This is a genomic window from Rhizobium sp. M10 (assembly GCF_002531955.1).
Classification (GTDB): Bacteria; Pseudomonadota; Alphaproteobacteria; order Rhizobiales; family Rhizobiaceae; genus Rhizobium; species Rhizobium etli_C.
Genome location: NZ_NWTA01000007.1, coordinates 135,153 through 147,955, shown reverse-complemented (window position 1 = coordinate 147,955; position 12,803 = coordinate 135,153). Strand labels below are relative to the sequence as shown.

At 61.5% G+C, this 12,803-nt stretch carries 13 protein-coding genes; 8 read left to right on the top strand and 5 right to left on the bottom strand.

What is annotated here, in order from left to right; translation table 11 throughout:
• Window positions 1–128 precede the first annotated feature (128 nt).
• The gene (locus CO671_RS13960; protein ID WP_064682151.1) at window positions 129–566 is read right to left on the bottom strand and encodes a DUF6163 family protein; all 438 of its coding nucleotides are present in this window, start codon (window positions 564–566) and stop codon (window positions 129–131) included.
• Window positions 567–696: 130 nt separating this feature from the next.
• Between CO671_RS13960 and hemB the strand changes: the two genes are divergently transcribed.
• The 6 genes from hemB to CO671_RS13930 all read left to right on the top strand — a co-directional run bounded on the left by hemB (window position 697) and on the right by CO671_RS13930 (window position 4,760).
• Window positions 697–1,710, top strand: coding sequence for a porphobilinogen synthase (gene hemB, locus CO671_RS13955; protein ID WP_097581704.1), 1,014 nt, complete (start codon window positions 697–699; stop codon window positions 1,708–1,710).
• A 72-nt stretch (window positions 1,711–1,782) separates the two neighbouring features.
• Window positions 1,783–2,241, top strand: coding sequence for an RDD family protein (locus CO671_RS13950; RefSeq protein WP_009994177.1), 459 nt, complete (start codon window positions 1,783–1,785; stop codon window positions 2,239–2,241).
• A 192-nt stretch (window positions 2,242–2,433) separates the two neighbouring features.
• Window positions 2,434–3,210, top strand: coding sequence for an arginyltransferase (locus CO671_RS13945; RefSeq protein ID WP_097606422.1), 777 nt, complete (start codon window positions 2,434–2,436; stop codon window positions 3,208–3,210).
• Window positions 3,211–4,089, top strand: a complete 879-nt coding sequence (locus CO671_RS13940; protein ID WP_097606421.1) for a DMT family transporter — start codon at window positions 3,211–3,213, stop codon at window positions 4,087–4,089.
• 60 nt (window positions 4,090–4,149) lie between these two features.
• The gene (locus CO671_RS13935; protein WP_097606420.1) at window positions 4,150–4,371 is read left to right on the top strand and encodes an AbrB/MazE/SpoVT family DNA-binding domain-containing protein; all 222 of its coding nucleotides are present in this window, start codon (window positions 4,150–4,152) and stop codon (window positions 4,369–4,371) included.
• Window positions 4,371–4,760, top strand: coding sequence for a type II toxin-antitoxin system death-on-curing family toxin (locus tag CO671_RS13930; RefSeq protein ID WP_097606419.1), 390 nt, complete (start codon window positions 4,371–4,373; stop codon window positions 4,758–4,760). The genes CO671_RS13935 and CO671_RS13930 overlap by 1 nt, the downstream gene beginning before the upstream one ends.
• Here CO671_RS13930 and CO671_RS13925 read toward each other — a convergent pair.
• Window positions 4,750–5,208 carry an SRPBCC domain-containing protein gene (locus CO671_RS13925; protein WP_097606418.1) on the bottom strand — a complete coding sequence of 153 codons (459 nt, stop codon included), beginning with the start codon at window positions 5,206–5,208 and terminating at the stop codon, window positions 4,750–4,752. The genes CO671_RS13930 and CO671_RS13925 overlap by 11 nt on opposite strands.
• Window positions 5,209–5,465: 257 nt before the next feature.
• Window positions 5,466–7,721: a DNA topoisomerase IV subunit A gene (gene parC, locus CO671_RS13920; protein WP_097606417.1), complete on the bottom strand. Its 2,256-nt coding sequence runs from the start codon at window positions 7,719–7,721 to the stop codon at window positions 5,466–5,468.
• Between the two features lie 235 nt (window positions 7,722–7,956).
• On the opposite strand from parC, the gene CO671_RS13915 reads away from it, so the two are divergent.
• On the top strand, window positions 7,957–9,144 hold the full coding sequence (locus tag CO671_RS13915) for a hypothetical protein (protein ID WP_097606416.1): 1,188 nt from the start codon (window positions 7,957–7,959) through the stop codon (window positions 9,142–9,144).
• A 198-nt stretch (window positions 9,145–9,342) separates the two neighbouring features.
• Here CO671_RS13915 and aspS read toward each other — a convergent pair whose 3' ends face one another.
• Both aspS and CO671_RS13905 read right to left on the bottom strand, forming a co-directional pair.
• Window positions 9,343–11,133 (bottom strand): aspartate--tRNA ligase, encoded by a 1,791-nt coding sequence (gene aspS, locus CO671_RS13910; protein ID WP_097606415.1) that lies wholly within the window; start codon window positions 11,131–11,133, stop codon window positions 9,343–9,345.
• A gap of 52 nt (window positions 11,134–11,185) precedes the next feature.
• Window positions 11,186–11,374, bottom strand: coding sequence for a hypothetical protein (locus tag CO671_RS13905; RefSeq protein WP_141514296.1), 189 nt, complete (start codon window positions 11,372–11,374; stop codon window positions 11,186–11,188).
• A gap of 13 nt (window positions 11,375–11,387) precedes the next feature.
• On the opposite strand from CO671_RS13905, the gene CO671_RS13900 reads away from it, so the two are divergent.
• Window positions 11,388–12,779 (top strand): multicopper oxidase family protein, encoded by a 1,392-nt coding sequence (locus tag CO671_RS13900; RefSeq protein ID WP_097606414.1) that lies wholly within the window; start codon window positions 11,388–11,390, stop codon window positions 12,777–12,779.
• Window positions 12,780–12,803 lie beyond the last annotated feature (24 nt).

Here is a 12,803-nt window from a genome sequence, read left to right as displayed (position 1 = left end):
TTGACTGCCTCACTGTTTGATTGGCGGTGTCGTTTTCTTCCCGCCTTGAGTGAGACCCTATCGAATACATATAAAATTCGACTTAAACCGCAGGCTTAACGGAGCCTTACTGGAAACCCCACGTTGTCTCAGGGTAAATCAACGCTTACCTGGCGGCGGTGCCGGCGCTTTTCCAGCCACAGCAGCAGGCGGAAAATGCAGTAGACAGCGGCGACCATGAGATGCAGCAGGATGATCAGCTTGTTGGGGCCGAAAATATCCGGCAGCAGGCCATACATCAGCACCTGGCCGCCGGCGGCGAGCACCCAGATGACCGGCCCCCAGGAGACGGTGAGCCATAGGCCGAGGGAGGCGACGGGGAAAAGCACGGCAAGGCTGGTGCTCGCAACCTTCCATGGCAGGCTCAACAGATCGAAGCGGCCGGCGCCGACCAGCGAATAGCCGACGAGCATCGCCCAGTATTGCAGGCCGAACCAGAAGCAGGATAGGGCGACCAGCCTCAGGAAGAGAATGAAGAGGAGATCCGCCAATGTGCGTTTCGGGATCGTCGGGCTATCGGTTTCCATGGCGCAGACATCGGTTCCGGTTGTATCGTCATAAGGGTGTTTTCCGCCGCGGCCAATCGTCCGGTTTGGATTTTCCGGGCGCCATGATAATGAGCGCTCCGATAAATGGAATGGGCCAGGGACAGATATCATGCAGGACAGGACGCATCTCGTCGACGACATCACCGGCCATCGCCGCATGCGGCGTAATCGCAAGGCGGATTGGACGCGCCGGCTGGTGCAGGAGAACCGGCTGACGGTCGACGACCTGATCTGGCCGATCTTCATCGTGCCGGGTTCCGGCATCGTCGATCCGATCGCGGCCATGCCCGGCGTCAACCGCATGAGCATCGACAAAGCCGTCGAAGCCGCACGCGAAGCGGCCGGCCTCGGCATTCCGGCGCTCGCCACTTTTCCGAACATCGAAATGGAACTGCGCGACGAGACCGGCTCGAACAGCCTGGAAGCCAATAACCTGATCAACCAGGCGACGGCGGCGATCAAGAAGGCTGTCCCCAATATCGGCGTCATCACCGACGTGGCGCTCGATCCCTTCACCAGCCATGGCCATGACGGGATCCTGAGAGACGGCGAGATCGTCAATGACGAGACCGTCGACCAGGTGGCGCGCGCCGCCGTGATGCAGGCGGATGCCGGCGCCGACATCATCGCGCCGTCGGAGATGATGGACGGGCGCATCGGCGCGATCCGCATGGCGCTCGACGCGGCCGGACACCAGAACGTCGGCATCATGAGCTATGCGACGAAATTCGCTTCCGCCTTCTACGGCCCCTATCGCGAGGCGATCTCGACCGGCGGGCTGCTGAAGGGCGACAAGAAGACCTATTATATCGACCCGGCGAACGGCACCGAGGCGATCCGCGACGCGGCCCTCGACGTCGAGGAAGGCGCCGACATGCTGATGGTCAAGCCGGGCCTGCCCTATCTCGACATCTGCTGGCGGATGAAGGAGGCCTTCGGCCTGCCGACCTTCGCCTACCAGGTCTCCGGCGAATATTCCCAGATCAAGGCGGCGGCGATGAACGGCTGGATCGACGGCGAGCGGGCGATGCTGGAAACGCTCTTGTCGTTCAAGCGGGCGGGATGTGACGGCATTCTCACCTATTTCGCGGTCGAGGTGGCGAAAATCCTCGGAAAACGGTGAGTGTAGGGCGATTATTGTATTTCGCCCTTCCGACACCATATCAGCGGCATCGCTTTTTCGCAGGAGATCGAGATGAGCTACAACCCCAATCCGCTTTTTGCCGCACCGGAGGACTGGCGCGCCTATAGCGGCGTGTTGAGCCGCCGCGTCCTTGCCTTCATCCTCGACTACCTCATCGTGGCGCTGCTGTGGATCCCCGCAGCGATCGTGCTGTTCTTCCTGTCGATCATCACGCTCGGGCTGGGCTTCCTTCTCTACCCTGCCCTCTTCGTCATCGTCGCCGGGATTTACTTCGGCCTGACCGTCGGCGGACCGAGCCAGGCCTCGCTCGGCATGCGGGCGATGGGGATCGCGATCGTGCGCGTCGATGGACGGCCGATGGATTTCCTGACGGCGATCGTACATCTGGCGCTGTTCTGGATCCTCAACTCGGTGCTGACGCCGCTCATCCTGCTTGCCGGCCTGTTTATCGAACGCAGCCGCCTCATTCACGACCTCTTGGTCGGCACGGTGACGGTGCGCACGGCCTGAGACCATGGCTGAGACCTCGCGGCGGAGACGAAAAAAGTCTCCACCTTCCCTGTGCCCGGGATGACGACGCTCCATATCTAAAATTAGAAGACCGAAATGAAGGGCGGAGACCGCCGCGCTGTTGACGTTTTCTATTCTTAGGTCATGCTGTCAGAAAACGGCACTGTCTCGACAAGGAAATTTCCGCGACAAATGAATACGCAGACGACGCCATCCCCGCAGTTTTATCTGACGGCTCCGGCTGCGTGTCCGTATCTGCCGCATGAGATGGAGCGCAAGGTGTTCACTCATCTGGTCGGCCCGCGGGCGGCCGAGATGAACGACATCCTGACGCAAGGCGGTTTCCGCCGCTCGCAGAACATCGCCTACCGCCCGGCCTGCGAATCCTGCCGCGCCTGTGTTTCCGTGCGGATTCTTGCCCAGGAATTCGAGCCCACGAAATCGATGAAGCGGGTGCTTGCCGCCAATTCCGACGTCATCGCCACCGAGTTCACCGCCCAGCCTTCCAGCGAACAATATTCGCTCTTCCGACGCTATCTCGACTACCGCCACCAGCAGGGCGGCATGTCCGACATGACCGTGCTCGACTATGCGATCATGGTGGAAGACACACATGTGAATACGCGAATCGTCGAATACCGCCGGCGCGAGGAAGGCTCCGGACTGGAAGAGCGGCCGAAGGGCGAGCTGCTTGCCGCGGCGCTGACCGATACGATGAGCGACGGGCTGTCGATGGTCTATTCCTATTTCAATCCGGCGCTCGAGCGGCGTTCGCTCGGCACCTTCATGATTCTCGACCATATCAGGCGCACTAGGGCGCTGGGCCTGCCGCATGTCTACCTCGGCTACTGGGTTCAAGGGTCGCGGAAAATGGATTACAAGACACGCTTTCAGCCACAGGAGCATCTGACCCCGCGCGGCTGGGAACGCTTCGATCCCTCCTCCATGCCTGAAAGCCCGCACGACTGAATGTCCGCTGTTTCCGATCACCGGAAGGGTCTGCTGCTGACGGCGATCGGCGGGCTGGCGCTATCCATGGATATCCCGCTCGTCCGCCTTGGAGGCGGTGATATCTGGTCGATCCTGGGAATACGAAGTGCAGCGACGGTTCTGGCCACGCTCGTCATCCTTGGAGCAATGCGCCTTGCCTCGGGCAAATGGCCAGTGCTCGTTCCAGGTCGGCCCGGCCTGCTCGCCGGTCTGCTCTACGGCCTCTCCTCCCTCACCTTCGTACTGGCCGTCTTCAATACGACCACAGCCAATGTCGTCTTCATCGTCGCCTTCAACCCGATGTTCGGGGCGCTTCTTTCCTGGATTTTCCTCAAGGAAAAGCCAGAGCTTGCAACGCTGATCGCCATGCTGTTCATGATCTTCGGCGTCGGACTGATCGTAAGTGAGGGTCTCTCCAGCGGCCATTTCTTCGGCGACGCCATGGCGCTTGTCAGCGCGCTTATTCTTGCCGCAGCCATCACGATCGGGCGCGCCTCGCGGCGGGAAATGGGCTTCGTGCCGCTGCTTGCCGCCATCCTGCCGACCGTCCTCGGCCTTGCGCAAGCCTTGCCCTCAGGGCTTTCCATCGCCCACCCCGGGTGGATCCTCCTCAACGGCGCCATCGTGATGCCGGTCGCCTTCTGGTGCCTGGCGACGGGACCACGCTACCTCTCCGCCCCTGAGGTCGGCATGTTTTACCTGCTCGAAACGGTGCTCGCGCCGATCTGGGTCTGGCTGATCTTTGCGGAAACACCGGCCACGATGACGCTCCTCGGTGGCGGCATCCTTGTGACGGCGATCGCCGGGCATTGTTTCTGGATGGTGCGGGGTAGAAACGTCAGGCCATTGGCGGAATAGATGTTGTCGCCTGTCCATCCCTGATGTTATAACTCTGTTACCACATCAGGGAATGAGCAAATGAACGTCACCATCCGCAAGATCGGCAATTCCGACGGAGTTATTATCCCGAAGGAAGTTCTCGACCGTCTTGGATTGAAGACGGGCGACTCGCTGGAATTGCAGATGGAAAACGGCGGCATCAAAATGAAGCCGGTCGATGAGGATCTGTCTCGTCAACTTGAGGCGGCGCGTTATTTCATGGACAAGTATAAGGTCGCCTTGAAAAAGCTGGCCGAATAATGGCCTTCAAATTCCTGACGAGACCCTTGGTGGAAACTCTGCAGAAAATGCAGATCGAGCGCTTCGGCGGTCTTACCGGTCTGCGTGACGAAGACGCGCTGGAATCCGCTCTCGGGCGGCCGATGCACAACGCGCATTATGGCTGCGACGACGCTATCGAACTCGCCGCCGCCTATCTTTTCGGCCTTGCCCGCAACCACGCCTTCGTCGATGACAACAAGCGGATCGCGATCGTCACGGCAGGCGTTTTCCTTCTCGAAAACGGCTACGAGATCGAAACGACCGATGCCAATCTCTACGCTTTTGTTCTTGCCGTCGCAGCCGGCGAGATCGACGAAGAAGGTGCTGCCCGCTTCCTCAGGGATTTCAGCGTGCCACTCAACCCGTAGCCTTCATCTGCTGCTGTTCCAGCTCCCGGCCGAGCCCTTCCATGATATGCGCCCAGCCTTTCCGGGTCTTTTCCTCGTGTTCGGCCCATTCAGCGCACATTTCGTGGGTCAGCGTCAGACGGCTGCCGCCGCCGAGCGGCTCGATGTCGATTTCGACGCGGTCGCAATTGTGGTCGTGCTCTTCGACGGAGAAGCAGAAGACCATACGGCGCGGGCGCTTCAATTCCAGGAAAACGCCCTGGTGGAAGGCGTCGCCGGTCGGGCGGCGGTCGACGATGAAAAAACGACCGCCGACATGCGGATCGATGTCGGCGCGGATGACGTGACCGTCATCGGTGGCGAACAGGAAGCGGCGGGCGATTTCGGGGTTGAGCCAGGCGTCATACACGACAGCGGGCGACGCTCTGTAGGTATGGCTGACATGCAATTTGATGGTGCTGGCGGGCATCGATTTTCCTCCGGTAGAGCACGCGCGCCTTTCCCAGGCGCACGGGCCACAGCCGTTCCATCCGCCCACAGAACCGGCCTTCTCTTCTTTCGGGTAACAGCAATGAGATAGAGAAGTTCCGACACCCGCCAAGAGTCGGGCGCGGAATTTTTATGGCTCAGAGCATTTCGGTTCTGTTCGAACCAGGAAAATGCTTGGCTCTTCGTTTTCATGCAATTCCAGACAGAAAACCGCTTCGCACTCTTCCTGGAATTGCTCTACCCGGCAAATTTGCCGCTACGCGGAAAACCCTTCGGCACGGTGCGCCCGGCGCTGGCGCGGTCGCCCAGCCATTCGGCAAGCTCGTCCTTGTTCTTCGTGAAGGTGCGGCCGGCACTGTCTTCCCAGACGAGGCCGTCCGATATCGCAAAGCAGCGGACGTCGGAAATGCCGCCATCCTTGTAACGCTGCAGGCGAACGCCCTTGCCGCGCGACATTTCCGGCACCTGCGTCAAGGGAAAGACCAGCAGCTTGCGGTTTTCGCCGACGACGGCGACATGGTCGCCGCTGACCGGCACCAGCAGCTGCGTTTCCTCGGGCAGCGCGACATTCATGATCTGCTTGCCCTTGCGGGTATTGGCGACCAGCTCGGCCTCGGCAACGACGAAGCCGTTGCCGGCTGTGGAGACGATCAGCTGTTTGCGCGCGGGATCGTGGACGAAAGCGGTCAGCACGGCCTGGTCGTTGTCCATATCGACCATGATGCGCAGCGGCTCGCCGTGGCCGCGACCACCCGGCAGCTTGTCGCCGCCAAGCGTGAAGGCCTTGCCGCCTGTCGTGACGATCAGGATCTTGTCCGTCGTCTGCGCCGGGAAGGCTATCTTCAGGCCGTCGCCCTCCTTGAAGGTCAGCGTCGCCGTATCGGCGATATGGCCCTTCAGCGCACGGATCCAGCCCTTTTCGGATATGACGACGGTGATCGGTTCCTTCTCGATCATCGCCTGCTGGATGGCTTGCTCATCGGCTTCGGGTGCGTCGGCAAACTGGGTGCGGCGGCGGCCGACCTCGGTCGCCTTGGCGAATTTCTTCTTCACCTCGCCGATTTCCCAGGCGACCGTCTGCCACTGCTTGTCGTCGGAGGCCAGCAGCGCTTCGATCTCGCCCTTTTCCTTGGTGAGTTCGTCGAACTCCTTGCGGATCTCGAACTCTTCGAGCTTGCGCAGAGAGCGCAGCCGCATGTTGAGAATCGCCTCGACCTGATTGTCGGTGAGATCCCAGCGCGCCACCATGACCGGCTTCGGCTCATCCTCCTCGCGGATGATCCTGATCACCTCGTCGATGTTGAGATAGGCGATCAGCAGGCCGCCGAGGATTTCGAGACGTTTTTCGATCGCGGCCAGACGGAAGCGCGAGCGGCGTTGCAGGACCTCGCGGCGGTGATCCAGCCACTCTTTCAACACCTCGTTCAGCGCCATGACCTTCGGGATGCGGCCCATGGACAGAACGTTCATGTTGAGCGGGAAGCGGCTTTCGAGTTCCGTCAGCTTGAACATCGATTCCATCAGGATCGTCGGATCGACGCTCCTGGATTTCGGCACCAGGACGACACGGATGTCCTCGGCCGATTCATCGCGGATATCTTCGAGCAGCGGCAGCTTTCGCGCGATCAGCAGCTCGGCGATCTTCTCGATCAGCCGCGACTTCTGCACCTGGAAGGGAATTTCGGTGATGACGATCTGGTAGCCGCCGCGGCCGAGATCCTCGGTCTGCCATTTCGCCCGCACACGGAAACCGCCGCGACCGGTGCGGTAGCTCTCGATGATGCTGTCGCGGCTGTCGATGATGATACCACCGGTCGGAAAATCCGGGCCGGGAATGAATTCGACAAGCTTTTCGACGGTCGCATCGGGATGCTTGATCAGATGCAGGGCGGCGTCGCAAAGCTCATGGGCATTGTGCGACGGGATCGAGGTCGCCATGCCGACGGCAATGCCGGAGGAGCCGTTGGCGAGCAGGTTCGGGAAGGCGCCGGGAAGGACGACCGGCTCGGAATTCGATTCGTCGTAGGTGTCGCGGAAGTCGACGGCATCCTGATCGATGCCTTCGAGCAGCAGTTCGGAGACCGCCGTCATCTTCGATTCGGTGTAACGCATGGCGGCCGGGCTGTCGCCATCGATATTGCCGAAATTGCCCTGGCCGTTGACCAGCGTGTAGCGCTGCGAGAAATCCTGGGCGAGACGGGCAAGCGCATCGTAGATCGACTGGTCGCCGTGCGGATGGTAATTTCCCATCACCTCGCCGACGATCTTGGCGCATTTCCTGAAGGCCGAAGTCGGCCTCAGCCCCATCTCGTTCATTGCATAGACGATGCGGCGATGCACGGGCTTCAACCCGTCGCGCACGTCAGGCAGAGCGCGATGCATGATGGTCGACAGCGCATAGGCGAGGTAACGCTGCTCGAGCGCCGCCTTGAGGTCGACCGGTTGGATATTGTCGTCGTCTCCGCCGGAAGGCGGCAAAATCTCTTGTCCCATGGGTCTTGACTAGCCCAGAAGAGGCTGGCGGGCAAGGAATCCGGGGTATTGCAGCTGTGGATGAAGTCTTGGGACTGACATCAAAGGATGGGACAAACCCTTCGCCGCAATTTGGACTTCGTTTGCCGCTCCTTTCAACGGAAATTTAGAAGTCCGCAAATATAAAGCAGGCCCAATCCGTAGTAGCGTAACTGCAGAGTTCCAACCGCCACCACGCCACCAGAGGAATCACCCCATGAACATTTACCGGACAACGCGGCTGATGCTGTCGGGCGCAGCCTTTTTCTCGCTCGCCGGCTCGGCCTTCGCTCTCGATGGCGCCGATCTCTTGAAGAAGATCAATGCCGCCTATGAAGCGCAAGGCGGAACGATCTCCGCTGACGGCGTCAATATCGACGGCACGACCGTGACGTTGAAGAATGTTACGTTTAAGCCGACCGGCGGCGAAAGCCTGCCCATCGGCGAAGTCACCCTGTCCGGCGTCGAAGAAGACGAGGATGGCGGCTATTACATCGAAGAGGCGGCCTTCCCCGACATCAACAAGACGGGAGATGGCGTAACCGTGACGGCGCAAGAGCTGACGCTCGGCGGCATCTCCGTCCCGGCAACGCCAGGCGGCGACACGCTCGACACCATGATGCTTTACGAGACCGCCCATACCGGCCCGCTGAAAGTGGTCAAGGACGGCGCGGAAGTGTTCTCGGTGCTTCAAAGCGACATGAATCTGACGCTGCGCGAGGACGAATCCGGCTTCGATTTCGACGGCGCCTTCAAGAGCATGAAGGCCGATCTCAGCAAGACCGACGATCCCAAGACCAAGGATGCGATCGAGAAACTCGCCCTGCAGCACGTCCAGGGCGACATCACCATGAAGGGCGCCTGGGAGCTCGGGCCCGGCACGATCGACGTTTCGGAAATCGCCTTCGACTTCACCAATATCGGCAAGCTCAACCTCGGCTTCAAGATCTCCGGCTATACGATGCCCTTCGTGAAGTCGATGCAGGATGCGATGAAGGAGTCCGAAGCCAATCCGAACAAGGAACAGGCGCAGCAGGCGCTCGGCCTTGCCATGCTGGGTCTGATGCAGCAGCTGTCCTTCGAAGGCGCACAGGTACGCTTCGAAGATGCCTCGATCACCAAGCGGGCGCTCGATTATGCCGGCGCGCAGCAGAACATATCAGGCAAGCAGATGGCGGATTCGCTGAAGGCGATGACGCCGATCATGCTGGCCCAGCTCAACATCCCGGAACTGCAGAACGCCGTTTCGGCCGCCGTCAACACCTTCCTCGACGACCCGAAGAGCCTGACCGTCAAGGCCGCCCCTGAAAAGCCGGTGCCCTTCCCGACGATCGTCGGTGCCGCCATGGGCGCTCCGAACACGCTGCCGCAAGTGCTCGGCGTCAAGGTTTCGGCCAACGACTGATCGCTTTGATCTGACCACGAAAAGGCCCGGCCGTTCGCACCGCCGGGCTTTATCTTTTTGAAGGCGACCTCTCTCCGGCCTCATCCTGAGGTGCCCCCGCAGGGGCCTCGAAGGACGAGGCTGGCCACCGAGGTTCATCTTGCAGCGCGGTGGTGCCGGGCCGTAAGGAGGCCGGTCGGCGCTTTGCAGCCTGTTATATCAGTCCTTCTTGACCGGCGGGATCGGCCGGATCGACAGCTCGCGCAGCTGCGTCGGGGTTGCCGGGGTCGGCGCGCCCATCAGGAGGTCCTGGGCCTGCTGGTTCATCGGGAACAGCGAGATCTCACGTAGGTTCTTGGCGCCGACGAGCAGCATGACGATGCGGTCGATGCCGAAGGCCGCACCGCCATGCGGCGGGGCGCCGTACTGGAAGGCGCGGTAGAGACCGCCGAAACGATCCTCGACGTCCTGCTGGCTGAGGCCGACCTTCTCGAAGGCGGCGACCATGGTTTCCGGCGACTGGTTGCGGATCGAGCCCGAGGCGATTTCGAAGCCGTTGCAGACGGCGTCGTACTGGAAGGCCTTGATCGTCAGCGGATCCTGGTTCTGCAGCGCATCGAGGCCACCCTGCGGCATCGAGAACGGGTTGTGGGCGAAATCGACCTTCTTCTCCTCGTCGTTCCATTCGAAGAAGGGGAAGTCGACGATCCAGCAGAGTTCGAAACGGTCGCGGTCGACGAGGTTCAGTTCCTCGCCGGCCTTGGTGCGCGCTTCGCCGGCAAACTTGTAGAATTTTTCCGGCTCGCCGGCGACGAAGAAGCAGGCGTCGCCATCGCCGAGGCCGAGCTGGGTGCGGATCGCTTCGGTGCGCTCCTCGCCGATGTTCTTGGCGAGCGGTCCCGCACCTTCGAGCTTGTCGTTCTCGCTGCGCCAGAAGATATAGCCGAGGCCGGGCTGGCCCTGGCTCTGCGCCCAGGCGTTCATCCGGTCGCAGAAGGCGCGCGAGCCGCCGGTCTTTGCCGGGATCGCCCAGATCTGAACCTTCGGGTTGGAGGCGATCATGCCGGCGAAGACCTTGAAGCCGGAGCCGGCGAAATGCTCGGTCACCGCTTCCATGACGATCGGGTTGCGCAGATCCGGCTTGTCCGTACCATATTTGCGGATCGCCTCGTCATAGGGGATGCGCGGCCATTCCTTGGTGACCGGCTTGCCTTCGGCGAACTCCTCAAAAATCTGGGTCATCAGCGGACCCATGGTGTTCCAGACGTCTTCCTGGGTGACGAAGCTCATTTCGAGGTCGAGCTGGTAGAATTCGCCCGGCAGGCGATCGGCGCGCGGGTCTTCGTCGCGGAAGCACGGCGCAATCTGGAAATAGCGGTCGAAACCGGCAACCATCAGCAACTGCTTGTACTGCTGCGGGGCCTGCGGCAGCGCGTAGAAGGTGCCGGGATGGATGCGCGAGGGAACGAGGAAGTCGCGCGCGCCTTCTGGTGAGGAGGCCGTCAGGATCGGCGTCGTATATTCGGTGAAGCCGACAGCGCCCATTTCGCGGCGCATTGCCGAGATGACCTGGGTGCGCTTGACGATGTTCCGGTGCAGCGTTTCGCGGCGAAGATCGAGGAAGCGGTATTTGAGGCGGACGTCTTCAGGGTATTCAGGCTCGCCGAAAACCGGCAGCGGCAATTCCTTGGCGGCGGAGAGCACTTCGATCTCTTGAGCATAGAGCTCGATCTCGCCGGTCGCCATGGTCTTGTTGACGGTGTCTTCGGTCCGCGCCTTGACGAGGCCGTCGATGCGGATGACCCATTCACCACGCACGGTCTCGGCCAGCTTGAAGGCCGGGCTGTCGGGATCGGCGACCACCTGGGTGATGCCGTAGTGGTCGCGAAGGTCGATGAACAGAACGCCGCCATGGTCGCGAACGCGATGGACCCAACCGGAGATACGGACGGTCGAGCCGACATCCGTCTTGCGGAGGGCGGCGCATGTGTGGCTGCGATAGCGATGCATGATCTCAATTCCTGGCATGTGGCTTAAGACGGCAGCAAGGGTTCAAAGGCCCTCAAGCGCCGACAAGAAAATCGGGCGGAAAAGCGCATGGACGCTCCGATTTGTCAAGGCTTGGCGCGTCCTCGCCGCGCGATTGGCACGCGTTTATGGCGAAGCTGCGGCCCGCATGCTGCGGCAGTTTGGCCGCGCCTGCCGTATTGATGAAGATGTCGGTCAACTTTAAAAGGAGGTGCATTTTCATCGTGGAGCCCCGCATGCCTTTGCTGACCCGCCGTAACCTTCTCAGGGCATCCGCCGTCGCGGGCGCCTACGGCGTCGGCATGGGCATTGCCGGCAAATTGGGGCTTGCCGCGGCCGCACCGGAGCCGCAGCTGCTGACGGCTGTGAAGACCGAGGCCATGCTGACTGAGGCGGGACCGACCCGGGACGTCATGAGCTGGGGTCACGACGGCATGCCGCCGGTTCTGAGGTTGACGAAGGGGCGGCCCTACGCGGCACGGCTGAACAACCAGCTGGACGAGCCGACGACGATCCACTGGCATGGGCTGCGCATCGACAACCGCATGGACGGCGTGCCCTTCGTGACCCAGCCCTATATCTATACCGGCGACAGCTTCGACTATGCTTTCACCCCGCCCGACGCCGGCACCTTCTGGTATCACCCGCACTGCAACACGCTGACGCAGATCGGCCACGGCATGACCGGCATGCTCGTGGTCGAGGACCCGGCCGATCCCGAATTCGATGCCGAGGTGCTGCTGAACCTGCGCGACTGGCGCCTTGGCGGCGACGGACAGTTCATCGCCCCATTCCGTCCGCGCGATGCCGCCAAGAGCGGCACCTACGGCACGGTGCGCACCGCCAACTGGCATCAGGAGCCGCAATATGACGCGCCGGCCGGAGGGCTGGTGCGGCTGCGCATCGCCATCACCGACGTGACGCGCATTTTCTCGCTGACGATGGCGGGCGCCGATGCGACCGTCATCGCCATCGACGGCAATCCGGTGCCGAAACGCTTTCCCCTCGAGCTCCTGCAGATCGGGCCCGGACAGCGGCTCGACCTTGCCGTGCGCATGCCGGACGGCGAAGGCGCCGTCGCCACACTGGAAGATATCCGCGGCACGACGCCGAAGACGATTGCCAGCCTGCGTGCCGTCGGACAGTCATTGAAACGCGATATCGGCGATCTCGGCCCGCTTGCCGAGAACCCCGTTCCGAAGGCTGATCTTTCCGCCGCCGAAGAGATCCCGCTGGTGTTGAGCGCCACGGCGGAAAATGCCGCCGTAGAGAGTATCTGCGGCACGCTCGGCTACAGTTTCTGGGCGATCAACAAGGTGCCCTGGCCAGGCGACACCCCCGACCCGACGGCGCCGCTGGCGGAACTGAAGCTCGGCAAGAGCTATGTCTTCAATCTGGAGAACACCACGCCGCACGCCCATCCGATCCATCTGCACGGAATGAGCTTCACCGTGATCTCCTCCTCGACGCGGGAGGTGATGCCGCTCGTCTCCGATACCTACCTCGTCCAGCCGGACGAGAAGGTGCGATTGGCCCTCGTCGCCGACAATCCCGGCGACTGGGTGCTGCATTGCCATATCATCGAACATCAGAAGACCGGCATGACCAGCTATGTCAGAGTGAGCTGAAGCATTGCTTTGCCTCAGTTCGGA

What these genes read in the sequence shown, in the direction of transcription:
- parC (WP_097606417.1), bottom strand. Translation starts at nt 7,721, where the DNA reads ATGGGACAAGAGATTTTGCCGCCTTCCGGCGGAGACGACGACAATATC.
- CO671_RS13940 (WP_097606421.1), top strand. Translation starts at nt 3,211, where the DNA reads ATGTCCGCTGTTTCCGATCACCGGAAGGGTCTGCTGCTGACGGCGATC.
- CO671_RS13935 (WP_097606420.1), top strand. Translation starts at nt 4,150, where the DNA reads ATGAACGTCACCATCCGCAAGATCGGCAATTCCGACGGAGTTATTATC.
- CO671_RS13900 (WP_097606414.1), top strand. Translation starts at nt 11,388, where the DNA reads ATGCCTTTGCTGACCCGCCGTAACCTTCTCAGGGCATCCGCCGTCGCG.
- CO671_RS13950 (WP_009994177.1), top strand. Translation starts at nt 1,783, where the DNA reads ATGAGCTACAACCCCAATCCGCTTTTTGCCGCACCGGAGGACTGGCGC.
- CO671_RS13945 (WP_097606422.1), top strand. Translation starts at nt 2,434, where the DNA reads ATGAATACGCAGACGACGCCATCCCCGCAGTTTTATCTGACGGCTCCG.
- CO671_RS13930 (WP_097606419.1), top strand. Translation starts at nt 4,371, where the DNA reads ATGGCCTTCAAATTCCTGACGAGACCCTTGGTGGAAACTCTGCAGAAA.
- CO671_RS13905 (WP_141514296.1), bottom strand. Translation starts at nt 11,374, where the DNA reads ATGAAAATGCACCTCCTTTTAAAGTTGACCGACATCTTCATCAATACG.
- CO671_RS13960 (WP_064682151.1), bottom strand. Translation starts at nt 566, where the DNA reads ATGGAAACCGATAGCCCGACGATCCCGAAACGCACATTGGCGGATCTC.
- CO671_RS13925 (WP_097606418.1), bottom strand. Translation starts at nt 5,208, where the DNA reads ATGCCCGCCAGCACCATCAAATTGCATGTCAGCCATACCTACAGAGCG.
- CO671_RS13915 (WP_097606416.1), top strand. Translation starts at nt 7,957, where the DNA reads ATGAACATTTACCGGACAACGCGGCTGATGCTGTCGGGCGCAGCCTTT.
- aspS (WP_097606415.1), bottom strand. Translation starts at nt 11,133, where the DNA reads ATGCATCGCTATCGCAGCCACACATGCGCCGCCCTCCGCAAGACGGAT.
- hemB (WP_097581704.1), top strand. Translation starts at nt 697, where the DNA reads ATGCAGGACAGGACGCATCTCGTCGACGACATCACCGGCCATCGCCGC.